30 protein-coding genes and 3 riboswitches are annotated in these 26,857 nt (G+C 42.0%); of the genes, 3 read left to right on the forward strand and 27 right to left on the reverse strand.

Going from position 1 to position 26,857, the window contains the following annotated elements; genetic code table 11:
* Positions 1 to 63: 63 nt before the first annotated feature.
* A riboswitch (Lysine riboswitch) is annotated at positions 64 to 247 on the reverse strand.
* Positions 248 to 301: 54 nt separating this feature from the next.
* The 14 genes from yunB to BLS23_RS16625 form a co-directional block, all read right to left on the reverse strand.
* Positions 302 to 1,072 carry a sporulation protein YunB gene (gene yunB, locus BLS23_RS16565; RefSeq protein WP_089654157.1) on the reverse strand — a complete coding sequence of 257 codons (771 nt, stop codon included), beginning with the start codon at positions 1,070 to 1,072 and terminating at the stop codon, positions 302 to 304.
* A 151-nt stretch (positions 1,073 to 1,223) separates the two neighbouring features.
* The gene (locus tag BLS23_RS16570) at positions 1,224 to 1,409 is read right to left on the reverse strand and encodes a hypothetical protein (RefSeq protein ID WP_089654158.1); all 186 of its coding nucleotides are present in this window, start codon (positions 1,407 to 1,409) and stop codon (positions 1,224 to 1,226) included.
* Between the two features lie 58 nt (positions 1,410 to 1,467).
* Complete coding sequence (locus BLS23_RS16575) at positions 1,468 to 2,847, reverse strand: bifunctional metallophosphatase/5'-nucleotidase (RefSeq protein WP_167356106.1); 1,380 nt, start codon at positions 2,845 to 2,847, stop codon at positions 1,468 to 1,470.
* Between the two features lie 11 nt (positions 2,848 to 2,858).
* Positions 2,859 to 3,671, reverse strand: coding sequence for a sulfite exporter TauE/SafE family protein (locus BLS23_RS16580; protein WP_089654160.1), 813 nt, complete (start codon positions 3,669 to 3,671; stop codon positions 2,859 to 2,861).
* A 783-nt stretch (positions 3,672 to 4,454) separates the two neighbouring features.
* The gene (sufB, locus tag BLS23_RS16585) at positions 4,455 to 5,852 is read right to left on the reverse strand and encodes a Fe-S cluster assembly protein SufB (RefSeq protein WP_089654161.1); all 1,398 of its coding nucleotides are present in this window, start codon (positions 5,850 to 5,852) and stop codon (positions 4,455 to 4,457) included.
* Between the two features lie 30 nt (positions 5,853 to 5,882).
* Complete coding sequence (sufU, locus tag BLS23_RS16590; RefSeq protein WP_089654162.1) at positions 5,883 to 6,326, reverse strand: Fe-S cluster assembly sulfur transfer protein SufU; 444 nt, start codon at positions 6,324 to 6,326, stop codon at positions 5,883 to 5,885.
* On the reverse strand, positions 6,316 to 7,536 hold the full coding sequence (locus BLS23_RS16595) for a cysteine desulfurase (RefSeq protein WP_089654163.1): 1,221 nt from the start codon (positions 7,534 to 7,536) through the stop codon (positions 6,316 to 6,318). Before BLS23_RS16595 ends, sufU begins: the two co-directional genes overlap by 11 nt.
* Positions 7,536 to 8,843 (reverse strand): Fe-S cluster assembly protein SufD, encoded by a 1,308-nt coding sequence (gene sufD, locus BLS23_RS16600; protein WP_089654164.1) that lies wholly within the window; start codon positions 8,841 to 8,843, stop codon positions 7,536 to 7,538. Before sufD ends, BLS23_RS16595 begins: the two co-directional genes overlap by 1 nt.
* 19 nt (positions 8,844 to 8,862) lie before the next feature.
* Complete coding sequence (sufC, locus tag BLS23_RS16605) at positions 8,863 to 9,642, reverse strand: Fe-S cluster assembly ATPase SufC (RefSeq protein WP_089654165.1); 780 nt, start codon at positions 9,640 to 9,642, stop codon at positions 8,863 to 8,865.
* 243 nt (positions 9,643 to 9,885) lie between these two features.
* Positions 9,886 to 10,026 (reverse strand): YuzK family famiily protein, encoded by a 141-nt coding sequence (locus BLS23_RS21835; RefSeq protein WP_167356104.1) that lies wholly within the window; start codon positions 10,024 to 10,026, stop codon positions 9,886 to 9,888.
* A 226-nt stretch (positions 10,027 to 10,252) separates the two neighbouring features.
* Positions 10,253 to 10,618 (reverse strand): carboxymuconolactone decarboxylase family protein, encoded by a 366-nt coding sequence (locus tag BLS23_RS16610; protein WP_089654166.1) that lies wholly within the window; start codon positions 10,616 to 10,618, stop codon positions 10,253 to 10,255.
* A gap of 66 nt (positions 10,619 to 10,684) precedes the next feature.
* Positions 10,685 to 11,542, reverse strand: a complete 858-nt coding sequence (locus tag BLS23_RS16615; RefSeq protein WP_089654167.1) for a MetQ/NlpA family ABC transporter substrate-binding protein — start codon at positions 11,540 to 11,542, stop codon at positions 10,685 to 10,687.
* A gap of 26 nt (positions 11,543 to 11,568) precedes the next feature.
* On the reverse strand, positions 11,569 to 12,237 hold the full coding sequence (locus BLS23_RS16620) for a methionine ABC transporter permease (protein WP_089654168.1): 669 nt from the start codon (positions 12,235 to 12,237) through the stop codon (positions 11,569 to 11,571).
* On the reverse strand, positions 12,230 to 13,255 hold the full coding sequence (locus tag BLS23_RS16625) for a methionine ABC transporter ATP-binding protein (RefSeq protein WP_089654169.1): 1,026 nt from the start codon (positions 13,253 to 13,255) through the stop codon (positions 12,230 to 12,232). The genes BLS23_RS16620 and BLS23_RS16625 overlap by 8 nt, the downstream gene beginning before the upstream one ends.
* Positions 13,256 to 13,335: 80 nt before the next feature.
* Positions 13,336 to 13,444, reverse strand: a riboswitch (SAM riboswitch).
* A gap of 228 nt (positions 13,445 to 13,672) precedes the next feature.
* Positions 13,673 to 13,778: riboswitch (SAM riboswitch) on the reverse strand.
* 91 nt (positions 13,779 to 13,869) lie between these two features.
* On the opposite strand from BLS23_RS16625, the gene BLS23_RS16630 reads away from it, so the two are divergent.
* Positions 13,870 to 14,292, forward strand: coding sequence for a TlpA family protein disulfide reductase (locus tag BLS23_RS16630; RefSeq protein ID WP_425250622.1), 423 nt, complete (start codon positions 13,870 to 13,872; stop codon positions 14,290 to 14,292).
* A 140-nt stretch (positions 14,293 to 14,432) separates the two neighbouring features.
* Here the strand turns inward: BLS23_RS16630 and BLS23_RS16635 are convergent, their stop codons facing one another.
* From BLS23_RS16635 to BLS23_RS16670, 8 genes are all read right to left on the reverse strand, one after another.
* A complete protein-coding gene (locus BLS23_RS16635; RefSeq protein WP_425250623.1) occupies positions 14,433 to 14,750 on the reverse strand; it encodes a thioredoxin family protein in 318 nt (105 codons plus the stop codon).
* Positions 14,751 to 14,754: 4 nt separating this feature from the next.
* Complete coding sequence (locus tag BLS23_RS16640; protein WP_089654171.1) at positions 14,755 to 15,102, reverse strand: toprim domain-containing protein; 348 nt, start codon at positions 15,100 to 15,102, stop codon at positions 14,755 to 14,757.
* A gap of 122 nt (positions 15,103 to 15,224) precedes the next feature.
* Positions 15,225 to 15,608: a glycine cleavage system protein GcvH gene (gene gcvH / locus BLS23_RS16645; RefSeq protein ID WP_089654172.1), complete on the reverse strand. Its 384-nt coding sequence runs from the start codon at positions 15,606 to 15,608 to the stop codon at positions 15,225 to 15,227.
* An 82-nt stretch (positions 15,609 to 15,690) separates the two neighbouring features.
* Positions 15,691 to 16,050 carry an arsenate reductase family protein gene (locus tag BLS23_RS16650; RefSeq protein WP_089654173.1) on the reverse strand — a complete coding sequence of 120 codons (360 nt, stop codon included), beginning with the start codon at positions 16,048 to 16,050 and terminating at the stop codon, positions 15,691 to 15,693.
* A gap of 747 nt (positions 16,051 to 16,797) precedes the next feature.
* Complete coding sequence (locus BLS23_RS16655) at positions 16,798 to 18,579, reverse strand: acyl-CoA dehydrogenase family protein (RefSeq protein WP_089654174.1); 1,782 nt, start codon at positions 18,577 to 18,579, stop codon at positions 16,798 to 16,800.
* A gap of 19 nt (positions 18,580 to 18,598) precedes the next feature.
* On the reverse strand, positions 18,599 to 19,774 hold the full coding sequence (locus BLS23_RS16660; RefSeq protein ID WP_089654175.1) for an acetyl-CoA C-acetyltransferase: 1,176 nt from the start codon (positions 19,772 to 19,774) through the stop codon (positions 18,599 to 18,601).
* Positions 19,775 to 19,800: 26 nt separating this feature from the next.
* Positions 19,801 to 22,200 (reverse strand): 3-hydroxyacyl-CoA dehydrogenase/enoyl-CoA hydratase family protein, encoded by a 2,400-nt coding sequence (locus tag BLS23_RS16665; protein WP_089654176.1) that lies wholly within the window; start codon positions 22,198 to 22,200, stop codon positions 19,801 to 19,803.
* A 217-nt stretch (positions 22,201 to 22,417) separates the two neighbouring features.
* Positions 22,418 to 23,335: a proline dehydrogenase family protein gene (locus BLS23_RS16670; RefSeq protein ID WP_089654177.1), complete on the reverse strand. Its 918-nt coding sequence runs from the start codon at positions 23,333 to 23,335 to the stop codon at positions 22,418 to 22,420.
* Between the two features lie 243 nt (positions 23,336 to 23,578).
* Here BLS23_RS16670 and BLS23_RS16675 point away from each other — a divergent pair, with 243 nt between their 5' ends.
* Together BLS23_RS16675 and BLS23_RS16680 are read left to right on the forward strand one after the other, a co-directional pair.
* On the forward strand, positions 23,579 to 23,836 hold the full coding sequence (locus BLS23_RS16675) for a hypothetical protein (RefSeq protein ID WP_089654178.1): 258 nt from the start codon (positions 23,579 to 23,581) through the stop codon (positions 23,834 to 23,836).
* Between the two features lie 11 nt (positions 23,837 to 23,847).
* Entirely contained in the window at positions 23,848 to 24,177 is a 330-nt protein-coding gene (locus BLS23_RS16680) for a spore coat protein (RefSeq protein WP_089654179.1), read from the forward strand.
* A 56-nt stretch (positions 24,178 to 24,233) separates the two neighbouring features.
* Here the strand turns inward: BLS23_RS16680 and copZ are convergent, their stop codons facing one another.
* The 5 genes from copZ to BLS23_RS16705 all read right to left on the reverse strand — a co-directional run bounded on the left by copZ (position 24,234) and on the right by BLS23_RS16705 (position 26,658).
* A complete protein-coding gene (copZ, locus tag BLS23_RS16685) occupies positions 24,234 to 24,440 on the reverse strand; it encodes a copper chaperone CopZ (RefSeq protein WP_089654180.1) in 207 nt (68 codons plus the stop codon).
* Between the two features lie 131 nt (positions 24,441 to 24,571).
* Positions 24,572 to 25,246: an STAS domain-containing protein gene (locus BLS23_RS16690; RefSeq protein WP_244157256.1), complete on the reverse strand. Its 675-nt coding sequence runs from the start codon at positions 25,244 to 25,246 to the stop codon at positions 24,572 to 24,574.
* Positions 25,247 to 25,322: 76 nt separating this feature from the next.
* Entirely contained in the window at positions 25,323 to 25,976 is a 654-nt protein-coding gene (locus tag BLS23_RS16695) for a cobalamin B12-binding domain-containing protein (protein ID WP_244157258.1), read from the reverse strand.
* Positions 25,977 to 25,987: 11 nt separating this feature from the next.
* The gene (locus tag BLS23_RS16700; protein ID WP_089654183.1) at positions 25,988 to 26,356 is read right to left on the reverse strand and encodes a hypothetical protein; all 369 of its coding nucleotides are present in this window, start codon (positions 26,354 to 26,356) and stop codon (positions 25,988 to 25,990) included.
* A complete protein-coding gene (locus BLS23_RS16705; RefSeq protein ID WP_089654184.1) occupies positions 26,353 to 26,658 on the reverse strand; it encodes an antibiotic biosynthesis monooxygenase family protein in 306 nt (101 codons plus the stop codon). Before BLS23_RS16705 ends, BLS23_RS16700 begins: the two co-directional genes overlap by 4 nt.
* Between the last annotated feature and the right edge of the window lie 199 nt (positions 26,659 to 26,857).

Genomic DNA, 26,857 nt, shown 5'->3' on the forward strand with positions numbered 1-26,857 from the left:
AAGACAATGATAGAAAATAACCTACCATCGCCTTTGTAAGTGGCAATTTGATTATCCTCCATTTCGATCAGTAGCGCCCCATGCACCCAAAAGCATGCATGACAGTGTATCTCTTGTTCAGATATACACCAGCGTCTTATAGTTTGACGGACTACAAAACACTTCGGCAAACATCCCCTTCCATCAATCATCGTCGCTTGTCTCGCTCCAATTGATTACTGATGGTGTTTGCACCTCTACCTCACCGATCTGATAAGGTCACGCATATTCAATTCTCAGTAATTTTAACAATTCCAAGCATTTATTGCAAGGGTTCCATTGGATAGGAAAATGATGGATCTCCTTCCCCTCCCATACCACCATAAAAATTAGGAACTTTACCTAGGATGGTAGCTTGATCAATAGGAATATTATTCGTTACGACAGTTGTTTCTGTAGAAAATGGAATAACAATCCGGACATTCACTTCAAAATGAATCGTCAATTCAAATAAAGCAGCGTTAATCCCATATTCCGTCATCTTGATATCGACTTCTGATTGAACGTCTCCAATCACTCTAAGTTGAACAGGAACTTTTGGCCCAAGGTTTGCTAGTAAACTGTTGTTTGTTGCTACCCCAATAGGAAGTTCGATAAGTGTTGCTGGTTGTTCTCCTAATTCCTCCTGTGTGCGATCGGGATCAATATTCGGCTCCAAAGAAGTATCCTCCATCGGAAGCTCACCAAGCTCCATCCTTTTTAAAAAGTTCTGAACACGTATGGTCGTATCACGAAGTGCGCGGTTAACAACTACAGAGTTCCATCCCATATAAACAATGTTTCCTTGGTTATCTTTTTCCATATTCACAAGGTCATTAAATTGTAGATCTTCTGCGATCGTTTTACTGACTGCTTCATTAATGGCATCCCTAGCCAGCTGTTGAGCTTTTGTTTCAGCAATTTCAACGAGCGCCGGAGTCACACCTCGGTTAATGAACCAAAGGCTTAACGCTGTGAAAAGGGCGAAAAACAGCAGACTAAGCACAATCCTTTTTCCGATCGTGGAACCAGTAGTCGCACTCTTCTTTGGCATAGAACAACCCTCCTCATCTATCTATATGAAAGAAAAGAAGGGTTTAAGCATCAACTTACCGATGTCATATGACAATTCTTGATCAGGATATTCAATTCTTTGGACAAGTCGGTGTTTCTTCCTCTTGTACCATCTCTTTTTATTTCCCTTACTATGGGACGATCGCTTCACGTCCATCTTCTATATACACATAAGTAATATCAAAGCTTTTTAACCGTTCAATGATCCGCGGTGTAAAAGCTACACCTTGTTGGAAGAACGCTTGACCGCTTTCATTGTATATGGTTTTAGCTAATACAGCTCCGGGTACTAGAGAATTTGTTGCAAAGACTCTCATAATAAATTCCTTACAATCCGTTATGTAAGAGAGCTACCTACAAAGGTAGCTCCCAGTGTTATGACTTAAGTGCTTCAGATAAAAGGTCTCGCAATAGTTCCGGCATAAAATATTTCTTTGTTTTCGAATAGGCGATTTCAGGAAAGAATCGGCCAAACGTAAATGTGTCCGCTGTAGCAAACCGATACGTACGATCATAATCAATCGGTTCACCAGCAAAAGTGACACGCTTTACATGTTCTTCTCCATCATCATCCATTTCTATGTCAATACCTGCAAAAACCATCTTCCCAATCACTTCACCTCTAAAGCCAAAACCTTTCAGCCTTATTTCCGTAAGTTCTTTCGTATGAGCAGCTCGTATCACTTCCATCAGCTCATCCCCTCTTAATTCCACAAGACAGGGGTTCATCGGGTGTGGACAAATGCGATGAATATCTTCATAAGTAATTTCTCCAGCGGATAAATGGTCGAGGAGCACACCTGCATTTAACATCGCTATATCCGCCGATGTCCATAAGCGTAATTGTTCAGTCAAGCGGTTCATAAGCGGGGTGTCATGAAACCATGCAATGTGCAGAGGTTCCCGGAGATAAGCTACGGGAGTGCCTAGTTCATGAACAGCTTTAGAACGAATATCTTTGACTTTTTTTGTGACTCCATCATCTTTTTTCAGTTGTTCCGTTGGTATGGCATAGGCCTCTTTCTTCTCTAGATGGCGCGTATCGATGTTCCATTCCACAGCAACTTCACCGAGATGCGTCCCGTGTTTACCTGCTGCTGTCAACAAGGCACCATCAATATATTCACCATTCTTAAAAAGGTGGTGCGTGTGGCCCCCTATAATAATATCAATGTCTGAATAACGCCTCGCGATTTCTTCGTCTTCATTAATACCAAGGTGTGATAGTAAGATAATGATATCTGTTTGATTTCTCAACTCTTCAATTATCCCATCCAATATATCGAATGGCGAAAGCACATCCCACCCTAATTGCTGGTAAAACGCTTGAAATGGTGCAGTCAAACCTAATACGCCGATTTTCGTCCCATATTTGGACTCAAGAATGTGGTATGGCTTTAACCATGCAGGTGAAGAGGAGCTCTTACAATCCAAATTGGCACAAACGACACGAAAAGTTGCATGATCGTATAAGGAGTGAAGATCTTCACTCGCTAAAGTAATGCCTTCATTGTTGCCGATCGTTGCTACATCATATCCAGCTTCATTTAATAACTCAACATTGCCCTTCCCCATCAAGCCCTCAGCAATCGGATGAAAACGATCGACATGGTCTCCATTATCAAAAAGCCAGTACTCTTCCCCTTTTTTCTCGTGTTTCTTTTTCTTTTCGTTAAAATACCCGACGATTTGTGGCCAATTTTCAAAGTGACTGTGCAGATCGCTTGTATAATAAAAGTATAATTTTTCCTTCATCATCAGTCTCCTCACCCTAAACCTTGCCAAATTAAACGTATGCCAATCAATACGAGCAGTACCCTCAGAAATCTCTCCACGACTTGCCCATCAAGGCGTCGATTGACCCATGCTCCAAGTGTTCCTCCTAAGTAGGCTCCTGGAATAAACCAGAGCGTATGACTCCAATCCACATGCCCTAAAAGAACATGGGTCGCAGAGCTTGTTATGCTTGCAAAAAAAATCATGAACATAGAAGTCGCTGTCGCAATATGAGGGGGGAGGTTCAATAGTAAAATCATAGCCGGGACCATTAAAGATCCTCCACCTATGCCTAATAAACCAGATAACATTCCTACGCAAAACGATAAGATAAACCCAACCCAAAAAGGCATCCGGTACTTATACACTTTCCCGTCCACTGTTTTCTCTCTAGACATACCTGTTTTAAATAAGGAATGACCTGATGGTCTCCGCGGAATGAAAAACAGTAAAGAAACCGCAATCATAACAATTCCAAAGAAAAGAGAGAAACCATCCGTTTCAAAAAATTGATTCAGCCAGGAGCCTAAAATGCCTCCCGGAATGCTGCCACTCAAAAAAACTAGTCCAATTCCTGTATCCACACGGTTGTGCTTCATGTACGAGATGGCTGAAGACATCCCTGTAAAAATCATCACAACTAAAGAAATCCCCACGATTGCCTGGGGGTTTACCCAATCGAAGGAAGCAAAATGATCACCTAAAAACAGGAGAACAGGAACTAAAATAACGCCTCCTCCAAGGCCTGCCACACTACCGACTAGGGCTGTGATTAAACCGATCAAAAACATAACCAAAAACATATCGAATCTTCCTTAACTCTTAATAGATAATATTATAGTATCATGTTTTGTATTCATAAAACATCTTGCCTCATATGGTGTGTAATAAACAAGCCCATTAAAAAATAGGCTCTGATGAATCCTATTGTTAATATAATATAAGCTTCCGATTGTGGAAGACTCAGTTTCGAGATAATCCCGGGTTCGTTTGCCACATTTGGAGTCAGGGGTGGTTGGGAAACTACTCGCTTTCCTGTGGGGGAGCGAGTAGTTTCCTCAGGCGGTCTGAGCACTAAGGGATCTCGCCTATCTCCTTCACCTACGAGAGTCCCGCAGCTTCCCAACCACCCCATTCCATGCAGGAAAGAAACAAACTCCTATTCCGAGATGAGACGTCTCCCACCCCCACTCAGAAGCAGGTATAAAGCGCTCTATATCAAGCTTTCACGCTCGGGATAACCACTGGGGAGAGTTTTATATTATCCACTTCGCTTGAGCACACAAGCAAAGTTTCCGAGAAGTGGTTTCGAGTCAATCACATGGTAAAGGGGCGGAGGGGAATGGGGAGACTCCTGCGGGAAGAGAGTGCTTGGTGAGACCCCGCAAGGCGTCAGCCTGAGGAGGCTCACCGCGCTCCCGCGGAAAGCAAGTCATTCCCCGCAGCCCCCATCCACTCAATAAACATCTCGAAACTGAGCTGAAAAAATCCTGCCATATACTTTAATAACTACTAACCAGCATCAAATTACCAGTACACGATGAAAAAGCCGTGCAGATGATATCTGCACGGCTTTATTCCTTTTATTAACCGATGGAACCTTCCATTTCGAATTTGATTAGACGGTTCATTTCCACGGCATACTCCATTGGGAGCTCTTTTGTGAACGGCTCAATGAAGCCCATGACGATCATTTCTGTAGCTTCTTCTTCAGAAATACCGCGGCTCATCAAGTAGAACAACTGCTCTTCTGACACTTTAGAAACTTTCGCTTCGTGTTCAAGAGAGATGTTCTCGTTCATGATTTCATTGTAAGGAATGGTATCGGAAGTGGACTCATTATCCATGATGAGCGTATCACACTCAACGTTGGAACGAGCACCTTCAGCTTTACGACCGAATTGAACAATTCCGCGATACGTTACTTTACCACCATGTTTAGAGATGGATTTAGAAACGATCGTAGAAGAAGTGTTCGGTGCCAAGTGGTGCATTTTAGCACCGGCATCCTGGTGCTGACCTTTCCCAGCTAGAGCGATGGAAAGCGTCATGCCACGCGCTCCTTCACCTTTAAGAAGCACAGCAGGATACTTCATCGTCAATTTGGAACCAAGGTTTCCATCGACCCATTCCATCGTAGCGTTTGACTCTGCAACCGCACGCTTCGTTACAAGATTGTAAACGTTGTTCGCCCAGTTTTGAATCGTTGTATAACGGCAATAAGCGTTATCTTTAACGAAGATTTCAACAACAGCACTATGCAGAGAGCTTGAAGAATACGTTGGTGCTGTACAGCCTTCCACATAGTGAACAGAAGAGCCTTCGTCAGCAATGATCAACGTACGCTCAAATTGACCCATGTTCTCAGAGTTGATACGGAAGTACGCTTGCAAAGGCGTTTCTACTTTCGTATCTTTCGGTACATAAATGAAGGAACCTCCGGACCAAACCGCAGAGTTCAACGCTGAGAATTTGTTATCAGACGGCGGAATGACTTTACCGAAGTACTCTTTGAAAAGATCTTCGTTCTCTTTAAGTGCAGAGTCCGTGTCCTTGAAAATAACACCTAATTCTTCAAGGTCTTTTTCCATGTTGTGATAAACGACCTCGGATTCATACTGAGCGGATACACCTGCAAGATATTTCTGCTCGGCTTCTGGAATTCCCAGACGGTCGAATGTGTTTTTAATTTCTTCAGGGACTTCATCCCATGAGCGCTCTGAACGTTCAGATGGCTTCACATAATAAGTGATATCATCAAAATTAAGCTCAGATAGATCGCCGCCCCACTGAGGCATCGGCATTTTATAGAATTGCTCCAAAGACTTCAAACGGAAGTCCAGCATCCATTTTGGTTCTTCTTTATAGTTGGAGATTTGTTCAACGACTTCTTTCGTCAAACCTTTTTGCGTACGGAAAATCGAAACATCTTTTTCGTGGAAACCGTATTGATACTCTCCCACTTCTGGCGCTTTTTTGGCCATGTTATATACCTCCTTTTGGTATAGAAAAGCTTAGTCTTCCTTCTCTACATCTACACCCTTTTCCATTGCTTTCCAAGCTAGGGTCGCACATTTAATACGGGCAGGGAACTTGGAAACTCCCTGTAGGGCTTCGATATCTCCAAGGTCTACATCGCCTTCGTCAATATCTTTCCCCTGCATCAGGTCAGAAAAGAGTTCAGACATTTTCAGTGCTTCGTCAACTGGCTTTCCTTTGATTGCCTGTGTCATCATGGAGGCTGAGGATAGGCTGATGGAACAGCCCTCACCATCGAACTTAGCATCCTTCACAATACCATCGTCGACCAGCAATTGCAGCTGAATACGATCCCCACATGTAGGGTTGTTCATATCTACAGTCATAGGGTTGCCTTCGATGGAACCACGGTTGCGCGGATTTTTATAATGATCCATGATGACTTGACGATAAAGTGTATCCAGGTTATTAAAAGACATCGCCAAAATACTCCTTTGTTGTTTTTAATCCTGCAACAAGTCGATCTATATCCTCTTCATTATTATACAAGTAAAAACTTGCTCTTGCCGTCGCTGAAACTTCCAACCAACGCATCAATGGCTGAGCACAGTGGTGCCCTGCACGTACAGCAATTCCTTCAGCGTCTAATACCGTAGCAAGATCGTGAGGGTGCACATCTGAAAGATTGAAAGTGACAAGACCTGCTCGATGCTCTGGACCATAAATGGTCATGCCATCGACTTTATTCATTTCTTGCATGGCATAAGAAGCCAGTTTCTCTTCATGCTCTTTGATTTCATCCAAACCGATGTCCGTAAGAAAATCAATGGCTGCACCCAGACCGACAGCTCCGGCAATAATGGGTGTTCCGCCTTCAAACTTCCAGGGCAGTTCTTTCCATGTCGAATCATAAAGGTTAACGAAGTCGATCATTTCTCCACCAAACTCGACAGGCTCCATTTTTTCAAGAAGCGCCTTTTTGCCATATAGAACTCCGATTCCAGTTGGGCCGCACATCTTATGACCTGAAAACGCATAAAAATCAGCGTCCAAGTCTTGAACATCGATCTTCATGTGAGGAGCACTTTGGGCACCATCAACAAGCATGACTGCTCCTTGGTTATGAGCAATTTGTGCAATCTCTTTCACCGGATTGATCGTTCCCAGGACATTCGACACATGCATGACGGCAACAATTTTCGTTTTAGATGTTACTGTCTTTTGCACATCTTCCAAAAGAATCGTGCCATCAGATTGCAATGGAATATACTTCAAAGTAGCTCCTGTTTCCTTAACAATCTGCTGCCAAGGGATAATGTTGCTGTGGTGTTCCATTGGAGTGATGACAACCTCATCACCTTCACGCAAGTTCGCCCGACCGTAGCTTGCTGCAACGGTATTGATGGCTGTTGTTGTCCCACGCGTAAAGATGACTTCTTGGGTGCTGGACGCATTAATGAAGCGTCTCACTTTCTCACGGGCACCTTCATACTCGTCTGTCGCTCTTGTGCCAAGCGTGTGTACACCTCTATGGACATTAGAGTTGTATCCGCGATAGTACTCATCAAGCTTTTCAATCACCTTGATCGGCTTCTGAGAAGTCGCTGATGAATCCAAATACACGAGCGGATGTCCATTTACTTCCTGGTGTAGAATAGGAAATTCGTCGCGTACCGCTTTTACATCCATTAATATACTTTCCTTTCAATCACTTGTTGTAATTGGCGTTTTACAGCTTCAACAGGCAATTGGTTTACTACTGGAGCAAGGAATCCATGAATGATTAAACGCTCAGCTTCGAACTTGGAAATTCCACGGCTCATCAAGTAATACAGTTGAATCGGGTCCACACGACCAACCGATGCAGCGTGTCCCGCTGTTACGTCATCTTCATCAATGAGAAGAATCGGGTTCGCGTCCCCGCGTGCGTCGCTGCTAAGCATAAGAACACGTGACTCCTGCTCGGCATTAGACTTGCTTGCCCCATGTTCAATCTTACCGATTCCATTGAAAATAGCAGAAGCCTTATCCTTCATCACTCCGTGTTGAAGAATATAACCGTCAGAGCCTTTTCCGAAGTGCGTAATGTTTGCTGTGAAGTTTTGCTTCTGTTTTCCACGTCCAATAGCAACGGTTTTCGCATTAGAGTGTGAATTATCACCAATCAAGTGCGTGATGTTTTCAGAAACGGTGTCGCCTTCGTTCATTTGACCAAGAGCCCATTCAATGACTGAATCACGATAAGCGACTCCACGACGATTGGCATATACAGTTGTACCCGCTTCAAAATTGTCGACCGCGCCGAAGGATACTTTCGCTTCATCTTTAGCGATGACTTCTGTCACAATGTTCGCGGAAGTTTTTTCTTCTTTATTGTGAGAAATATAGTTCTCTACATACGTCACAGAACTATTCTCTTCTGCTACGACTAAAATGTGGTTAATCAAGGAAGCTTTTGGATCTTCCTGCCAGAAAATCGCCTGAATAGGATCCTCTATTTGCACATTTTTTGGAACGTAAAGGAAAACCCCTCCGTTCATAAGAGCTGCATGAAGAGCTGTCAAACGATGCTCGTCCATGTGAACGGCATCGTTCATGTAATACTTCTCCACCAATTCACTGTGCTCTCTAAGTGCCGTTCCGATATCTGTGAAGATGACCCCTTGATCTTTCAATTTTTGATCAATGGTTCCGTAAGCCACTGTATGGTTACGCTGAATGACCAGGTTTTGCTGTTCTTTTTCTTCATCTAAGAAATCTTTGATTTCAACTGGAAGTTCATCAAGAGATTCAATACGATCACCTGTTACGTGATGGTCGAACTCTGTGAAGTTCCATTTGGAGATATTCGTTTTATCTGGTTTCGGAAGCGGTAAAGATTCCGATTTCTCCAGGGCGCTAAGACGAAGGTTCTTCATCCATTCAGGCTCATTCTGCCCTTGGGAGAATTGTGAGATGTACTCTTTGTCATATGGTAGTGAGACTTCTACTGTCATGATTACCCTCCTATCTTAATTACGCGTTAACGGTTTCGTCTTCGATGCCAAGTTCCTGTTTAATCCAGTCATAACCTTCCGCTTCCAGACGCTGGGAAAGTTCTGGTCCACCAGATTTGACAACACGTCCTTGCATCATAACGTGTACTTTATCAGGAGTAATGTAGTTCAATAGACGCTGGTAGTGAGTGATGATCAAGCAGCCGAAAGCATCGTTGCGCATTTCGTTAATTCCTTTTGCAACGACTTTCAATGCATCGATATCAAGCCCTGAATCAATTTCATCTAGAATGGCAATCGCTGGTTGAATCATCATTAATTGAAGGATTTCATTACGTTTTTTCTCACCGCCGGAGAAACCTTCGTTAAGATAACGCTGCGCCATGTTTTTATCCATATCAAGCGTGTCCATCTTAGCATCCATCTCTTTGATGAACTTCATAAGAGAGATTTCATCGCCTTCTTCACGGTGAGCATTAATAGAAGAACGCAGGAAGTCAGAGTTTGTTACACCACTGATTTCACTAGGATATTGCATAGCAAGGAATAGACCTGCTTGAGCTCGCTCGTCCACTTCCATTTCAAGAACGTTTTCGCCATCAAGCAATACTTCACCTTTTGTTACTTCATATTTAGGGTGACCCATAATTGCGGAAGCCAGTGTAGATTTACCAGTTCCGTTCGGTCCCATAACAGCGTGGAATTCCCCACCGTTGATTGTTAAATTTACACCTTTAAGGATTTCCTGACCTTCGATTTCTACATGAAGATCTTTGATTTCTAACGTTGATCCTGCCATAAATGAATACCTCCAGTATCTATTATTAAAGAATGTCCATGTTGATCGGAAACAAAGAACTATTCTCAATTTATTCTCATTACAATCTTATATCATTTAGTGCTTGTTATCAACTTTTTCCCATTAGCTAAAGCCAAGAGTCCGGATATGTAACGAACAATTTCCTACATTTTTCATGTGTATTATAACATGAAAAAATCAGGTGGCTAAACACACCTGATTTTTTTCATTTAATCGAATGATTTATCTATGCAATTTACGGTCGACCTGGGCAATCATTTTCTGACTCTCTTCGAATTCTCGTTGGCGTTTTTCTTCTACTTTCAAGCGTGTATCCAACTTCCTGCTGTACTCCGCATAACTCATGTTATGAGATTGGTGCATGGCTTTCTCCATATCAGCAGTGTAATTCAAATTCAGATCGTCACTAATAACGAATCAACCCTTTCAGATTATTTACACAATTTAAGGTACCACAAATGCTATACCCAAATAAAACTCCTTAAAACTTTAAATTCATGCAAAAGTGATCCTCACTATTGATGTAAGCGTTTACTGCAAGTGAGTATATAGAATACATCCGATTTCCTTGAATTTTCTAATAATTGAATCAATTGACCGTTGTCGTCAAGTCCATGTACGCATCCTGCACAAGCGTTACGGCCTGACTTAAAGCCGCTCCACCTCCAAATGCCGCAGCAACACCACATGCTTCTAATATTTCCTTTTCCGTTGCGCCCTGGTCGACGCAGCCTTTCGTGTGGTAGATCATACAGTACTCGTCCTGTGCAACAATACTGATTCCTAATGCCATCAATTGCTTCTCTTTTTTAGATAATTCTCCGGCTTTAAAACATTCTTGTGTAAATTCATCAAACTTATGAGAAACTTCCGGCATGTGCTCTCTGAAGGCTCCCATTCCTTCTTTATAATCATGTAAGTACGTTTGCGTCCACGTCATATTTTGCTCCTGCATAAGAAAACCTCCCAATAAAAATAAGTGACTGCGGTTAGTATAAACCGCAGTCACTTATTTTATCCGTCATTCAGCATCGCTTGAGACCGGTACAACAGCACCGTCATATTCTTCTTTGATGAAGTTTACGATCTCTTCAGAACGAAGAACTTCTACAAGCGTATTTAACGCTTCATTGTCTTTATCTTCACTATTAGCAGCAACGACGTTCACATAAGGAGAGTCAGACTCCTCGAGAATAATTGAATCTTCGCTGGGAGACAGGCCAGCCTCAATAGCATAGTTTGTATTAATCGCTACAAGCACGTTTTCTTCACGTTGGTAAACTTGTGGAAGGTTAGCTGCATCTACTCCCGTATCAAATTCGATGTTTTTAGGATTTTCTACAATATCCTGTACAGTAGCATCCACTTTATCCACACTTTCATCCAATTTGATTAGTCCCTCTTTCTCTAAGAGCGAAAGGACTCGACCATGAGTGGATACAGAACGACTCATGACTAGCTGCGTACCTTCTTCAACTTCTTCCAGGTTTTCATATTTTTGAGAATAAACTCCGATAGGCTCAATATGGATCCCACCAAGATTTGCAAAGTCATACCCTTTCTCTTCCTCTTGGGTCTCCATATAAGGGATCGTTTGGAAGTAGTTAGCGTCAATACGACCTTCATCTAAATCTTGGTTCGGTAAAATGTAATCCTGATATTCTTCAATCTTTAATGTGATTCCTTCTTCTTCAAGCATAGGTTTTGCTTTCTCGAGAACTTCAGCATGTGGAACACTGGTAGCTCCTACCTTAATCTCCTTTGTTCCACCTTCTTCACCTTCAGATCCTGATGCATTTTCTTCCTCATTCGATGACCCGCAAGCTGCGAGAACAAGGATAAGCAATACAGCGATTAAACTCGTCCATAGTTTTTTCATTATTCATTCTCTCCCTTTTATTTATTTTATCTTTTATCCAATTTTCGTGAGATGGCATCTCCGATGAATTGGAAAATAAACACAATTAAAATGATTAAAATAGTACAAATGAATACAACATCAAAGTTACTTCTTTGGAACCCATAAAAATAAGCGAAATCGCCAAGACCGCCAGATCCGATTGCACCGGCTACGGCGGTGTATCCAATCAATGCGATAGCTGTTACGGTTATCCCAGATATGAGAGCTGGCATCGATTCCGGAAGCAATACTTTAAAAATGATGGTCGAGTATTTAGCTCCCATAGATTTTGCTGCTTCCACGACACCTTTATCGACTTCTTTCAATGCAATTTCCACCAACCGGGCATAGAATGGCGCTCCACCAATAATCAGGGCAGGCAATGCTGCTTGTGGCCCTCGAATGGTGCCCAGCAGAAAATCAGTAAACGGGAACAATAATAAAATGAGAATAATAAACGGAATTGCTCTGAATATGTTAACAATGGAAGCAGTAATCCAATTCAACGTTTTGTTCTCCCAAAGACCCCCAGGTCCGGTCAAATAAAGGAGAAGACCCAAAAGCAAACCTAAAACGAATGTCCCAGCGACAGAAACCAGCGTCATATACAAGGTTTCATTTGTAGCTGTAATCATGTCTTCCATTCTTACGTTCGGGAACCATTCATTAAACATGTGGATTCACCTCCACTTCAACAGATGTTGATTCAATATATTCAATGGCACGCTCGACTTCTTTTTCGTCTCCATCAAATTGAACAAACATTGTTCCATACGCACCCTTTTGTGTTTGGGTAATCTTTCCATGTAGAATGTTGACGTCTAATTCAAACTTCCTTGATAAATCACTGATCAGTGCCTGATTTGTACTTTCTCCGACAAAGTGAAGGCGTATAATTTCTCCAGACCGGTAATTATCTTTGATCAATTGCAAGGAGGTTTCTTTTTCTGGATCTCCCATCACTTGATCCACAAACTTCTTCGTGACTGGTTTTTGAGGATGAAGAAAAACGTCCAACACTTCCCCTTGTTCAACAATTTTACCTTCTTCCATAACCGCCACCTGATGACAGATTTTGCGAATGACGTGCATTTCATGTGTGATCAGAACGATTGTAAGGCCAAGCTTTTCGTTAATATCCACAAGAAGATCAAGAATCGAATCCGTGGTCTCAGGGTCCAACGCGGATGTGGCCTCATCACATAAAAGAACTTTCGGATTGTTTGCAAGCGCTCTGGCTATTCCCACTCTTTGCTTTTGTCCACCGCTCAATTGGGATGGATAAGAACCTCCCCGGCCTTTCAACCCGACCAATTCAATTAATTCATCGACACGTTTTTGCCTTTCTGCTTTAGGGATCCCGGCAATTTCCAATGGAAAAGCGATATTATCATGAACGGTACGTGACCAAAGCAAATTGAAATGCTGGAAAATCATTCCTATTTCTTGTCTGGCCAACCTTAATTTTCCTTTGCTTAATGAAGTAAGTTCCTGCTCATCGACAAGAATGCTTCCTTCTGTGGGATCTTCCAAACGGTTCAGTAAGCGAATAAATGTACTTTTACCGGCCCCACTATATCCGATCACTCCATAAATTTCCCCTTTGTTAATATTAAGACTTAAATCATCCACTGCTCGTACATCCTGATCTTTCGTGTGGAATATCTTTGATAGTCCTTTAATTGTAATCATGCTGCTTTCCCTCCACTTCAAAAAAAGCCACTCTGTAATGAGAACAGAGTGGCTTTTTTAATCATACCTAAAAATCTGTTCTCTCATCTGTCAAAGATTAATACTTTGCAGGAATTGGCACCTGAGCAAAACAGTTTTGCCGGTTGCCGGGCATCATCGGGCCAGTCCCTCCGCCACTCTGGATAAGAGATTTTAATTTATTAAATTACTATCGCTTTAATTCGTTTAAGTAGTACAATAATGGATTGTAGCACCGTACGAATTTTGTGTCAACTCATAAACAGATTGTTCAGAAAAATAAAGTCGATCAAAACTGAAGAAATGCTTACATCTTCCATACAAAAACATCGAATATTCACTCGATTGACACAATAAAAAAATCCCTTCTTTAATAGAAGAGATTCATCGCTTTTACATTTCTCATCTATCAAAGTCAAAGACTTCGCAGGATTTAGCACCGTGCAGTTTACCTGCCGGTTGCCGGGCATCGTCGGGCCAGTCCCTCCGCCACTCTGGATAAGTGAAGATGTCGATATGAAATTAATAATTATGTTAGCATGGGAAATATATAAGCGTCAATCCATAACCTTCGCCTGATAAAAAGGAGAATGACATTGAGTAAACAAGCCCCTTTATTTGAACTACCTTACATCTACAACCACTCTTCCATTTATAAACTTGAAGAGGACTTAGGGAAAGTTATTGTCTTGACCTTCTGGGCTTCCTGGTGTCCAGATTGTGGGAAAGACTTACCTATGAAAGAACAACTTTTCAAAACGATGGACCATGACAAAGTAAAAATGATGACAATCAATGTAACTGGAAGGGAACGGAAAATTGAGGAAGGCATCGAATTCAAGGAAAAGTTTTTAACACAACCAACTCTTTCTGACGAAGGACGATACGTCTATGACTTGTACAATTGTGATGGCGTTCCTTCCACCATCATCATTAATCAACAAGGAGAGATCCATGCGAATTTTGGCGATCAGTCCTCCTTTTTAGATATTGTAAGCAAATTAGGAGAAATCGTATGATATTCATAACAAAAAGACAGCAAAGACTCCGGAAAGTCTTTGCTGTCTTTTTCATTATCGAACTCTTCCACATTACATATAAGTTTTTTAGAGAATTTTTAAATTCTACAGTAGTGGTCATTTCCTGGGAAATACATACACTATTCAACAAAACCAACCACTCTCTCATACATATAGGAGACAGAGTGAAAAGCATAAATCTTTTCCTCTACCTCCCCGCCCCTCGTAACCAGCAGACATGGAACACTTTTAATCTTAAAATGCTGCATCCATTCAGGGTGCAGAGAAGCATTCATTTCCTTAAAAACTTCTCGATCAAATACAGACTCCAGTGTTGTGAGCATTTGACGCGCTAGGTGACAAGTTGCACAAAAAGGGCTATGAACGAAGGTGAGGGTCGTTTGTGGAGATTCGAAGAACTTCTTTACTTCTGTTGTTTTTATTTCCTCCACAGCCATCCTCCTATATTAAATAGATCGACTTTACATTGAAATGTCTACTGAGTAAGGCTCTTGCCAATTCAGGTTCCGGCGTAGCTGCTACTTCCCTGAAAGCCTTATCTATGTAGATATGCTCAGCGTGAGGAAGCTCTTCCATCAATTGTTTTCTTAATTTGTAGCCAGAGTCATCTTCATCCACTAGAATATACACGGTCCGATCATCTAAGTTATGATCAAAAATCATTTCTTCCATCCGCTCGATTCCTAAAGTACCATGGGTGCAGATGATTTCAATCTCTTCATCAAGAACTTTATTCAACTTCTTCTTATCTGTAATTCCTTCAACAATGACGATTCGTTCTCCATCCATCTTCATCACCTACTATATAGAAACAGACCATGCCAATCAGGCATGGTCTGAACATGATTAAGATCAAACGTGATCATGTCAGACAAGGTTTCTTAAAGCCCTGCCTGTCCAATGCACTATCCTTAGTCTTCATCGATCATTGCTTCATATTCTTCCGGGGTCATCAAGTCGTTGATTTGAGAGTTGTTACTTGGCTCAACAACAACCATCCAAGCTTTATCGTAAGGAGATTCATTGACAAACTCTGGACTGTCTTCCAGGTCTTCGTTTACTTCCACAACTTTACCACTAAGAGGGGCATAAAGTTCAGAGACAGTCTTCACAGATTCTACGCTGCCAAATGGCTCATCCGCTTCTAGTTCATCCCCGACTTCAGGAAGTTCTACGAATACGATATCCCCAAGTTCTGATTGCGCGAATTCAGTAATGCCGACTCTTACTTTTTCCCCTTCTTCTTTCACCCATTCGTGTTCTTCAGAATAACGCAGATCTTTAGGTACGCTCATTTCAATTACCTCCAAATAATAATTATAGTTCAACAACCAATATAAACATAAAAGCTATAGGCTTCTATTCCCAATAATGTGCTCACTGAGACCAAACGTTCTCAAACTCTTCTTGCTTGAACCCTACCGTTGTTTTTTCACCATCGGTAAGGATAGGCCGCTTAATCAGCATGCCATCAGATGCAAGCCACTCAATCATTTCGCCTTCTTCTGCTTCTTTTAGCTTTTCCTTCATGTTGAGTTCTCTATACTTTTTCCCACTAGTGTTAAAGAATTTTTTTGCAGGCTTATCACTAGTAGCTATAAAGCTCTTTAACTGCTCTTTCGAAGGGGGATTATTGACAATATGTACAGATTCGTAGTCAATCCCTTCCTCATCCAACCATTTTTTTGCTTTTTTACACGTACCGCAATTCGGGTACCAATAGAAGGTTAAAGACATCTACACACCCTCCTTCATTCTTGTTGTCTAATATTTTATCATAACGAAGGCAAAGATTTCATTTATTTCTATTATTGTCTTCACAATCACCACATAAAGTTCTTCCATAATAGCTTCCTTTAGTTTAAGACTCAGTTTCGAGATGTTTTCGGGGTTCGTTGCCGTATTGGGCGTCAGGGGTGGTCGGGAAGCTACTCGCTTTCCTGTGGGGGAGTGCCGAGCTTCCTCGGACTACGTCCTGCGGGATCTCGCCTATCTCCTTCTCCCACGGGAGTCTCGCAGCTTCCCAACCACCCCATTCGATTTAGGTGAGAAACGAACCCCTTTACCCAGAAGGACTGTCTTCTACTATCCCAATGCAATACGAAGGAAGCGCTCTATATCAAGTGGCTGAGATCTAAATACCTGAGCCAGGTGCTTAAACGGCTCACTTCCATCTAGTCGGAAATGAACTGTTTCCAGAAATGGTTTCGAGACACTTACATGGTAAAGGGGCGGAGGGGAATGGGGAGACTCCTGTGGGAAAAAAGTGCATGGTGAGACCCCGGAGGACGCAGTCCGAGGAGGCTCACCGCGCTCCCACGGAAAGCGACTCATTCCCCGCAGCCCCCATCCACTCAACAAAAGTCTCTAAACTGAGTCTTCCACAATCCTGCCATATTGTTTAACAAGGAAAGGTCATAACGAAGGCCTGCACCTTCGCGTTTTCGAAAGTGCAGGCCCTGTGTCACATTCATTCTATATTTTTTAGACTGTATATTTTTCGGCTTCGATCAATGCTTTGGCGATCTCGCGCTTCTTAGGAATAACATTCGTCGGTGTATGGCGTGTCAGTTTCCTTAATGCACCAAGCATCATTCTTAAAGAATCCCCGGATTCCGCAGCAATCAATGTTTCCTTCGCATGTCCTTCGATTCGGTTGAAGGCTTCCTGCACATAAACTTGTGTATAAAGAAGTTTCTGTTTGTTCTTCTCTTCACCCGTTTTGTTGATCGCTTTTTCTGTACGAAGGACGGCAGATTCCATGTTATAAATCTCGCCTACTATGTCCGCGATATTAACAAGTAATTCTTGTTCATTTTCTAGTTTTTCCCCGTATTTCTGTGCGGCGAGACCAGCGGCAAGGAGACCAATCTTCTTCGCATTCTTCAATAAATATTTCTCTTGTTCCAGTACTTCTACGCCTGGCTCCTCAGGCATCATCATCATGATTTCTTCTTGAAGGGCTTGAGCTTTTTGAAGTAAAGGCAACTCGCCTTTCATTGCTTTTTTCAACAATGTACCAGGAACGATCATACGGTTGATTTCGTTCGTTCCTTCAAAAATTCTGTTGATTCGAGAATCACGGTACATTCTTTCTACTTCGTATTCAGCCATGAAACCATATCCACCGTGTATTTGTACGGCTTCATCAGCAGCAAAGTCAAGGAGCTCTGTACCGAATACTTTGTTTAATGAACACTCAATGGCATATTCTGCAATGACTTTTGCAACGGCTGCTCCGTCTTTCAGTTCTTCCTCAGATAATTTACCCATACTTTGTTCGAATAAGCCTACCGTACGATAGACGGAACTCTCATTTGCATACGTGTTGGCGGCTACGGAACCGATCTTTTCCTGAATCAATGGAAAGCTTGCAATTGGAGTCTTGAACTGTTTACGGTCCTTTGCATACTTGACCGAAAGTTCAATCGCTCGCTTAGCTCCACCTACTCCACCAATAGCCAATTTATAACGACCGACGTTTAAAATGTTGAACGCGATGACGTGCCCACGGCCAATTTCTCCAAGCACATTCTCGACAGGCACTTCAGCATCTTCAAGGATCAATGTACGAGTGGAAGAACTCTTAATTCCCATCTTCTTCTCTTCCGGCCCTGTAGATACGCCAGGATAATCGCGCTCCACAATAAACGCTGTAAACTTATCTCCGTCGATTTTCGCATACACGACGAACACATCGGCGAACGCAGAGTTCGTAATCCACTGTTTCTCACCATTTAGAACATAATGAGTACCTGCATCATTTAACTTGGCCGTTGTTTTCGCTCCCAGAGCATCGGATCCTGAACCAGGCTCTGTTAGAGCATATGCTGCTATTTTCTCTCCTGTAGCAAGCAACGGAAGGTATTTTTGTTTCTGGTCTTCATTACCGAAGAAAACAATCGGCAGGGATCCGATTCCTACGTGAGCACCATGGGTAACGGAAAAGCCTCCAGCACGAGAAAACTTTTCAGTGATCAATGAAGAGCTGATCTTATCTAACTGTAATCCACCGTACTCTTCTGGTACATCAGCACCTAACAATCCCAACTCACCCGCTTGCTTCAATAGGGCAACGGAATGCTCGAATTCGTGGTTTTCAAGATTTTCGATCTTTGGTACAACCTCACCAAGGACAAAATCTTCCGCTGTTTTTGCAATCATTAAATGTTCATCAGTAAAATCTTCCGGTGTAATCACATCTTCTGCAGCCAAATCTTCGACAATGAATCCTCCACCTTTAATCATCTCTTTCAAATCGCTCATCTTTCTGTTCCTCCCCGAGTTAAATTAATTCAAATACTCCAGCGGCTCCCATACCGCCACCAATACACATCGTCACCACACCAAATTGCTCATTCCTGCGTTTCATTTCATGAATCAAGCTCAAGGTAAGCTTTGTACCGGTACATCCTAGCGGGTGGCCCAAGGCAATGGCCCCACCATTCACATTTACTTTCTCTTCATCTAATCCAAGTTCCCGAATGACTCGAAGGGATTGAGAAGCAAATGCTTCATTCAATTCAAAGAGGCCAATGTCGGATAAAGAAAGACCAGCCATTCGCAAAGCTTTTGGTACAGCTTCGATCGGCCCAACTCCCATGATCTCCGGCTCTACTCCTGCCACTGCAAAGGAGCGGAATTTAACTAAAGGAGTAAGACCTTCAGCTTCTGCTTTTTCCCGGTCCATAACCATAACGGCTGCTGCACCGTCGCTCATTTGCGAAGAGTTCCCTGCTGTTACAGAACCTTTTGTGGAGAAGGCTGGCTTCAGCTTACCAAGCACATCAGGCGTAGTACCCGCTCGAACTCCTTCATCCATTGAAAATAGGGTTTTTGTTTCTTTTACTTTGTTGTCCTTTCCAAGCTCACGGTTTGTCACTTCAACTGGAACGATTTCATCCTCAAATTTCCCTTCTTGGATCGCTCTAGCTGCACGTTCGTGACTCTGAACCGCAAATGCATCCTGATCTGCTCTTGAGATTTCAAAACGATTCGCTACTTCTTCAGCGGTATGACCCATGGACATATAGTACTCAGGAGCGTTTTCGACCAACTGAATATTCGGCTTAATCACATGGCCTCCCATAGGAATGAGGCTCATGGACTCCGCTCCACCTGCAATCGCTGTGTCACTGTGACCAAGCATAATTTTTTCTGCGGCATAAGCGATACTTTGCAAACCAGAGGAACAATAACGGTTAACTGTAATTGCTGGCACTTTATGATGAAGTCCAGCAAGGCCGGCAATGTTCCTAGCCATGTTCATTCCTTGTTCTGCTTCAGGCATCGCACACCCGATAATGACATCATCGATGTTGCCCTCATAATTGTTGGCTCTTTTCAAAGTTTCTTTAATTGTCAGAGCGGCCAAATCATCGGGACGCGTATGTGCAAGTGAACCTTTCTTGGCCCGGCCGACTGGTGTACGAGCTCCTGATACGATAACTGCTTCTCTCACGACTCTTCCCCCTCTTTTTTATTAAATTAATTACGTAGCGGTTTGCCTTTCATGAGCATGTGCTGCATACGAGCTTGAGACTTCGGCTCACCTACAAGACTTAAAAAGGCTTCACGTTCAAGATCTAATAAATACTGCTCATCAACGAGCGTTCCTTCTTTCAACTTTCCACCTGATAGCACAAAAGCTAGTTTTTCAGCGATTTTAAGATCGTGTTCACTCGCATATCCACTTAGAGCGAGTGATTTGGCTCCTAAAACCATTGTTGCATAGCCTTGCTCACCTACTACCGGAATTTTCGTCCGTTTAGGCGCCTGGTAGCCTGACCTCGCTAACCCGAGCACTTTTTGTTTTGCATCATGAAGAAGGTGATCTCCGTTTACACTAATCGCATCTTGTTGGTCTAAGAAACCATTCTCCTTCGCTTCCTCCCCTGAAGTGGAAACTTTCGCCATAGCGATTTTCTCAAACACACTGTTCGCAACCTTTTGAAGGTCAAAATCAATGCCTTCAGGTATGTTCCTCAAGTGCTTGATATAAAGTTCTTTATTTCCACCACCACCAGGGATCAGACCGACACCAGCTTCTACAAGCCCCATATAGGTTTCCTGTGAAGCCTGGATAGCATCAGCAGGCAGACAAACTTCTGCTCCACCTCCAAGCGTCATTCCGAAAGGCGCGGCAACGACTGGCTTATCCGAGTATTTCATTTTCATCATGCTGTCCTGGAAACTTTTCACGACCATTTCAATTTCAAAAAAGTTGAAGTCCTGCGCTTCCATAAGGATCATTCCAAGGTTTGCGCCGACGCAGAAATTTTTCCCCTGGTTTCCGATGACGAGACCTTCGAAGTTCTCATCTACATGATCGACGGCAAAATTAATCATCTGGATGATATCAAGACCAATAGCATTGCTCCTGGAATGAAACTCCAGTCCAGCAACCCCATCGCCAAGATCGATCAAGCTGGCACCAGCATTTTTCTTAATGACCTCCCGCTCTTCTTTCAAGCGTTTAAGGTTGATGACCTTTTCATTAAAGGACTGCTGCTTATATTCTCCTTCATGATAGAAGTAAACGTTTCCATTTTCCTTTTTATAAAATGTATCGATACCTTCATCCAACATTTCCTCTACCCATGTTGGAACCGTCTCTCCTTCTTTCTTCATACGCTCAACAGAAGTCTTCACACCGATACTGTCCCACATCTCAAATGGACCAAGTTCCCATCCGAATCCCCATCGCATGGCCTCATCAATAGAGGGTACATCATCAGCAATTTCACCATACAATTCTGCGGAATAGAGAAGGACTGGTTTTACGACAGACCACACTAAGTCTCCAGCACGGTCACCTTCTGCATTTACGAGCGTCTTCAGTTTTCGCTGTGGACCTTTTTCCTGTTTCGCCATTTCTGTGGCCTTTGTTTTCAACTTGCCTCGTTTTTCATATTCAAGGGTTTCAGGGTTAAGCTGCAGGATCTCACTACCCTTCTCACCTTTCTGCTTAAGGAAGAAGCCTTGCCCGCTCTTCGATCCCAACCAGCCTTTTTCAAGCATATTTTTCATAAAGGAAGGGGTTTCGAAGGCTTTTTTCTCTTCTCCTTCTACTTGATCGTACACGTTGTTAGCTACATGGATGAAAGTGTCAAGGCCTACGACATCAAGGGTACGGAACGTAGCGCTTTTCGGACGCCCGATCATCGGTCCTGTAACAGAATCCACCTCTCCGACTGAGTAGCCTTTTTCAAGCATTTGCTGGACGGTCACTAAAAGGCCATACGTTCCAATTCGGTTTGCAATGAAATTAGGCGTATCTTTCGCTTCGACGACACCTTTACCAAGAACATCCTCTCCGAATTCTTTCATGAATTGGAGAACATCTGGACTTGTATGTTTCGTCGGAATCACTTCTAATAACTTCAAATAACGTGGCGGATTGAAGAAGTGTGTGCCAAGGAAATGAGCCTTGAAATCCTCGCTGCAATCTTCGGACATAGCCTCAATGGAAATTCCAGAAGTATTGGAACTTACAAAAGAGCCTGTTTTACGGTGGCGGTCAACGTCGGCTAAAACCTTTTTCTTGATATCAAGGTTCTCAACGACTACTTCAATGACCCAATCGACTTCGGATAAACGTTCCATATCATCTGTAAAGTTTCCGACTTCAATTAGATTAAGGTTTTGTTTACTCGTTAGTGGTGAAGGTTTTTGTTTAAGAAGTGCTTTTTTATTTTCAGCAGCAATTCGGTTCCTCACAGCTTTATCTTCCAGCGTGAGACCTTTTTCCGCTTCTGCATCCGCCAGTTCACGAGGGACGATATCCATCATCAACGTAGGAATTCCTACATTCGCTAAATGTGCGGCGATCCCTGCGCCCATTACTCCTGATCCAAGGACGGCTGCCCGCTTGATTTTGTGATTCATTACATTTCCCCCTATCTCATTTGAATGAATACTCATTCATTTTACAGCCAAAAAAATAAGTACGGCTAATTCGTATCTATGTATAATATAAAATATTTTCAGACATTTCGCAATCCTTTTCTCCATAATTCTGTGAAATCTTACCTTGGATTTTTCTGGTTCATGTATTCTATGCCTGATTATCTCAAAGGATGCCCGCATAACCGCGGGCATCTAATTATTTTCCGAATACACCTTTTAACACAAAAGCAACGTTCGCCGGTCTCTCAGCGAGCCTTCTCATAAAATAGCCATACCAATCATTTCCATAAGGGACATACACACGCATCTTATAACCTTCTTTTACTAACTCCTCTTGTCTTTCCACTCTGATTCCATAGAGCATTTGGAATTCAAATTGTTCCTTTGATATATCCTTTTCTTCAACAAGAGATTTCGTGTATTCGATCATTCGATCATCATGACTGGCTACGGCTGTGTAATTTCCGTTAAGCAAATGGATACGGATGATTTTTTTCAAATTTTCATCTACGTCTTTCTTGTCAGGGAAAGCGACCTTCGGTGACTCTTTATAAGCGCCTTTAACAAGTCGTAAATTCGGATTGTATTTATCGAGTTCTTTTATATCATCAACGGTGCGATATAAGTAGGACTGTAATACAGTTCCGATATGCTCGTAATCCTCACGCAGCTTCTTGAAAATTTCAAGTGTTTTTTCGCATCTTTCGTAATCCTCCATGTCAATGGTAACAAACACATCTTTTTCTTCAGCGACATCCAGGAGCCTGCGCATATTCTCCATGACAAGGTCTTCTGATATATCAAGACCCATGGAAGTTAATTTCAAAGAAAGCTGGGAATCCAACTGATGTTCTGCAATCGCTTCAATCGCTTTTATACAGCCTTCCGCTGCTTCCCTTGCTTCTGCTTCACTATCGATAAATTCCCCTAGATGGTCGATGGTCACAGCCATCCCCTTCTTGTTCAATTCTTTGATTGTTTCAACGGCATCCGGGACCGTTTCTCCCGCTACAAACTTTCCTGCACCAAAGCGAAGACCATATTTCTTTGCCAATTTCGTAAAAAAGCGATTTTTTGATAAAAAAAGAAAAAAGTTTCTGAGTATCCGTTCCATTCTCCAACCCCCTAAACCTTGTTCCCGTTCACAAAAATGATTCTGATTTTTCCGTCATGTAATCGTTAACATACTACTATTTTATCATTCATTAGATGAAATGGGTAAAAATAATGTTTCCTTCGACAAACTCCCAGCTTTTTCACCAAGGTATTTCCTACCTTTGATTGCCGACTTGATTTTTTCTTATAGAAATGAGGATGAAGGTCATAATAAAAAATGAAAAAAGAAGGAGGAAACGTGATGCAACAGCAAAATCAATCCATGCAGCAAGCCCAGCCCATGTCTCAAGTACCTGAGATCGTGAGCACAAAAGATCAGCTTTATCTAGCTGATATGTTGTCCTGGAATTTGAATGCTTGTAAGAAAGCTCATTTCTTTGCACAAAACTGTCAAACACCGGAAATACAGGCGGCCTTAGAAGAAGCTGGTCAAATGCACCAGCGCCATTATGATAAGCTGCTTAATCATTTGAATTCTCAATCCCAAACAACCAACTGAGGAGGAACATCATGAATCAGACTCAAAAAATACAGAATCCTGAAACAAACGTGCCTAAAACTCCACAAATGAATGAGAGAGACTTTGTTAATGATCAGCTGTCAACAGAAAAGTACATGACCGCTTCTTATAATATTGCATTGAACGAAGCTAGCAATCAAAACCTTTATCAGGATCTTGCTACCATTTTCAAGGAAACGCAGGACTGTCAACGCAACTTATACAACCTCATGTTTAAAAATGGGTGGTATGCGCTTGAGCAGGCGGAAAAACAAAAGATCGATCAGACGTATCAACAATTCACAGGGTATAAGACCCAATTGCCATACAACGTCCAGTAATTTATAACGATTGTAGAGCTAAAAAAGAAGCCCGGGATACCCGGGCTTCTTTTTGTTTATCCTACAGGCTCATACCCTTGAGCCTCTACGGCTTCTTTCATCATCTTTTTGCTTACATAAGCTTCATCGTATGCGATGTTTACTTTCCCGCTGTCTAAATCAACTTCAACACCATGTACCCCTTCCAGTTCTTGAAGGGCACCCTTTACGGACTGCTCGCAGTGATTACAAGTCATACCATTTACTTCCAATGTCATTTCCATGATTTCACAACCTTTCTCAATCTAAGCTCTTATTGAACTATTCCACAAAATAGTGATTCTTTAACATATTTTCATAAAAGTATGTGCTTTAAGTATTAAAAAACCCGCTTCCTGTATAAGGAGCGGGTCAACTAATAGCTACAATATTTTTTTAGAGCCTGATGCAGAGAATTCATAAAAATAATCTCTGATGAAAAATGAATGATTTGAATACGCTTCACCTGCTCTGGACGAATGCCGGTGATGATGACTTGTAAGCCCATATAACATAATGAGGTCATTAAATTTTTCAATATTTGAGCTCCATCCTCGTCGATTTGTCCTACTGCGGTAAAATCAAAAAGAACCTTGTCTGTATCCTCATTCTGAGTGGCGTGCAGCAATGGCTCTTCCACTGTATACATTTTATCAGCCGTAATATGACCAAAGAGCGGGATTAAAGCTGTTTCTTCTGTTAAGCGTATAAATGGAGCAGAAAGGCGATTTCCATGTTGAATGGCCTCTTCCAATTTTTCCTTTTCTTCCAGGAGTTGAAAGTTTGTATCATTTAATCGGGAGCGCAGTTGATCCATGGTCTTCGTAATTTTCGATAACTGTTCGTCCTTTGGAATAATCAACACTTCTGCATACAAATCATTTTTCCACTTTACATGCATATCGCATGTGACTGGATTTTTATCTTCCTTTAAAGGTTTGAGAGCAATTTCTATAGAAAGTTTATGAACCTCAGGAGTAACCCATCTCTTTATTTTAGACAGGCTCCCTTCGTCCATGATCTCTAATAAATGGTTTACTTCACCGAACATCGTAACAGCTTCATCAGATAAGGACTCAATTTTAAAATTTTTATTCATGATTAAGTGCGGCAAAGGGAAGCTGCGTTCAACTCGTTTCATTAATCGTTTCTTCCCTTCCTTCGTTGAACCACCGCTTTAGATCACCGAGGTCCTTGACAACCATTACCTGATCGGATTCAAACTCTTTCAAATTGTATTCCTTTGCTAATCTGCCGCCAATCATAATCAATGGGTTCCAATCTAATTCAGCAAAATGCTCCAACACCATTTTAATCGTCTTTAAACGATAAGGTAAAGCCGCCGAGATTCCGATAACGTCAGGGCGATACTTTTCAATTTGGGTAAAAGAGTGTTCCATAGGAAGAGCCGGTCCTAAATATCTCACTCTCCATCCATGCTCTTTAAACGTATCGGCCACCATCTTCAAACCTATGTAATGCTGCTCTTCTTCTACACCAAACAACATAGCTTTGAAATTTTTTTGTTGTTTCCTGCTTACATGACCGCTTTCCGCGTCTAATTTCGAAAGCACAAAATCACAAATGGCGGTAGCTAAATGTTCGTCCGCCACGGATATTTCATTCCTCTCCCATAATTCTCCAACATAATACATGGCTGGGGTGATGATGTCTCCATATAGGTAAGCTCTCGGATATTTTTCTAGCATCGTTTTAATAAATTCTATTGCACCCTGGTCATCTCCCTGAAGGAAATAATGGGCTAATTGTTCGTGTTGCACGTCCAAAGTACTCACCTCTTTGAAAGTGTTTCCAAATGTTGTAAGGCCGCTTGTAAATATTTGATATAACACTGTTTTTCTTTCTCATCTATCAAGTCCATATCTTTCAATAAGCGAACGAGACGTTCATAATTATCAATGATTAAAGAAGTAGGAACATTCCTCGAGGTAAGAACCGTATTAAGCCACTTCGTATAATCCATAAAAAAATCGATACTATCCATCTCATAGGCCGCTTGTAAATGATCTAAATGATGGAAGTTATCTTCTTCGGTTCGGTCTCTTCCGTTCTGACCGAACTTTTCCCAAAGGTATGGATATGCCTCGTAAATTTCATCTGCTACTAATTGAACTAAGCGGCTTTGCTCAGACTTATTCACGTTGCGACCACCTCGTATTTAGAAACTTTCGGCACGATCCCTTGAAGTTCCTGATCAGGATACTGCTTTTCTAATTCATGAATTTTCTTAAACTGTTCACTACGAGCCCATTTAAGATAAGCATCTTTAGATTCCCACTCCAAGTGTACCGTCAGCTCACCGGGCTTTTTGTCATTTTGTAGCAGTTGAAAGGAAATAAATCCGTCCGCCTGGTCTACGAGGCGTGATCTCTTTTGGTATATATGAATTAACTCATCTGCTTTATGGTCTGGTACCTTCACCATAGAATCTACGACGAACATGTGTTATTCCCCAATCTGATTTATTTTCATTAAATATTATTTTATCATAACCATTTCTTTTATGTATAATGTTAAGATTCTCCTCAAATATAACGCAAATAGGTTATCGACAACCTGCGAGAAACGAACCCATAAGTAAGGTTCAGGAAGTGATTACGTACGTTATTATTCCAGTCAAATGATTTACTGCTCCTCATTT

The sequence above is a fragment of the Halobacillus aidingensis genome, assembly GCF_900104185.1.
In the GTDB taxonomy this organism is placed as follows: domain Bacteria; phylum Bacillota; class Bacilli; order Bacillales; family Halobacillaceae; genus Halobacillus; species Halobacillus aidingensis.

What these genes read in the sequence shown, in the direction of transcription:
- yunB (WP_089654157.1), bottom strand. Translation starts at nt 1,072, where the DNA reads ATGCCAAAGAAGAGTGCGACTACTGGTTCCACGATCGGAAAAAGGATT.
- BLS23_RS16570 (WP_089654158.1), bottom strand. Translation starts at nt 1,409, where the DNA reads ATGAGAGTCTTTGCAACAAATTCTCTAGTACCCGGAGCTGTATTAGCT.
- BLS23_RS16575 (WP_167356106.1), bottom strand. Translation starts at nt 2,847, where the DNA reads ATGAAGGAAAAATTATACTTTTATTATACAAGCGATCTGCACAGTCAC.
- BLS23_RS16580 (WP_089654160.1), bottom strand. Translation starts at nt 3,671, where the DNA reads ATGTTTTTGGTTATGTTTTTGATCGGTTTAATCACAGCCCTAGTCGGT.
- sufB (WP_089654161.1), bottom strand. Translation starts at nt 5,852, where the DNA reads ATGGCCAAAAAAGCGCCAGAAGTGGGAGAGTATCAATACGGTTTCCAC.
- sufU (WP_089654162.1), bottom strand. Translation starts at nt 6,326, where the DNA reads ATGTCTTTTAATAACCTGGATACACTTTATCGTCAAGTCATCATGGAT.
- BLS23_RS16595 (WP_089654163.1), bottom strand. Translation starts at nt 7,536, where the DNA reads ATGGATGTAAAAGCGGTACGCGACGAATTTCCTATTCTACACCAGGAA.
- sufD (WP_089654164.1), bottom strand. Translation starts at nt 8,843, where the DNA reads ATGACAGTAGAAGTCTCACTACCATATGACAAAGAGTACATCTCACAA.
- sufC (WP_089654165.1), bottom strand. Translation starts at nt 9,642, where the DNA reads ATGGCAGGATCAACGTTAGAAATCAAAGATCTTCATGTAGAAATCGAA.
- BLS23_RS21835 (WP_167356104.1), bottom strand. Translation starts at nt 10,026, where the DNA reads ATGCACCAATCTCATAACATGAGTTATGCGGAGTACAGCAGGAAGTTG.
- BLS23_RS16610 (WP_089654166.1), bottom strand. Translation starts at nt 10,618, where the DNA reads ATGCAGGAGCAAAATATGACGTGGACGCAAACGTACTTACATGATTAT.
- BLS23_RS16615 (WP_089654167.1), bottom strand. Translation starts at nt 11,542, where the DNA reads ATGAAAAAACTATGGACGAGTTTAATCGCTGTATTGCTTATCCTTGTT.
- BLS23_RS16620 (WP_089654168.1), bottom strand. Translation starts at nt 12,237, where the DNA reads ATGTTTAATGAATGGTTCCCGAACGTAAGAATGGAAGACATGATTACA.
- BLS23_RS16625 (WP_089654169.1), bottom strand. Translation starts at nt 13,255, where the DNA reads ATGATTACAATTAAAGGACTATCAAAGATATTCCACACGAAAGATCAG.
- BLS23_RS16635 (WP_425250623.1), bottom strand. Translation starts at nt 14,750, where the DNA reads ATGGCTGTGGAGGAAATAAAAACAACAGAAGTAAAGAAGTTCTTCGAA.
- BLS23_RS16640 (WP_089654171.1), bottom strand. Translation starts at nt 15,102, where the DNA reads ATGGATGGAGAACGAATCGTCATTGTTGAAGGAATTACAGATAAGAAG.
- gcvH (WP_089654172.1), bottom strand. Translation starts at nt 15,608, where the DNA reads ATGAGCGTACCTAAAGATCTGCGTTATTCTGAAGAACACGAATGGGTG.
- BLS23_RS16650 (WP_089654173.1), bottom strand. Translation starts at nt 16,050, where the DNA reads ATGTCTTTAACCTTCTATTGGTACCCGAATTGCGGTACGTGTAAAAAA.
- BLS23_RS16655 (WP_089654174.1), bottom strand. Translation starts at nt 18,579, where the DNA reads ATGAGCGATTTGAAAGAGATGATTAAAGGTGGAGGATTCATTGTCGAA.
- BLS23_RS16665 (WP_089654176.1), bottom strand. Translation starts at nt 22,200, where the DNA reads ATGAATCACAAAATCAAGCGGGCAGCCGTCCTTGGATCAGGAGTAATG.
- BLS23_RS16670 (WP_089654177.1), bottom strand. Translation starts at nt 23,335, where the DNA reads ATGGAACGGATACTCAGAAACTTTTTTCTTTTTTTATCAAAAAATCGC.
- BLS23_RS16675 (WP_089654178.1), top strand. Translation starts at nt 23,579, where the DNA reads ATGCAACAGCAAAATCAATCCATGCAGCAAGCCCAGCCCATGTCTCAA.
- BLS23_RS16680 (WP_089654179.1), top strand. Translation starts at nt 23,848, where the DNA reads ATGAATCAGACTCAAAAAATACAGAATCCTGAAACAAACGTGCCTAAA.
- copZ (WP_089654180.1), bottom strand. Translation starts at nt 24,440, where the DNA reads ATGGAAATGACATTGGAAGTAAATGGTATGACTTGTAATCACTGCGAG.
- BLS23_RS16690 (WP_244157256.1), bottom strand. Translation starts at nt 25,246, where the DNA reads ATGTTCGGTGAAGTAAACCATTTATTAGAGATCATGGACGAAGGGAGC.
- BLS23_RS16705 (WP_089654184.1), bottom strand. Translation starts at nt 26,658, where the DNA reads ATGTTCGTCGTAGATTCTATGGTGAAGGTACCAGACCATAAAGCAGAT.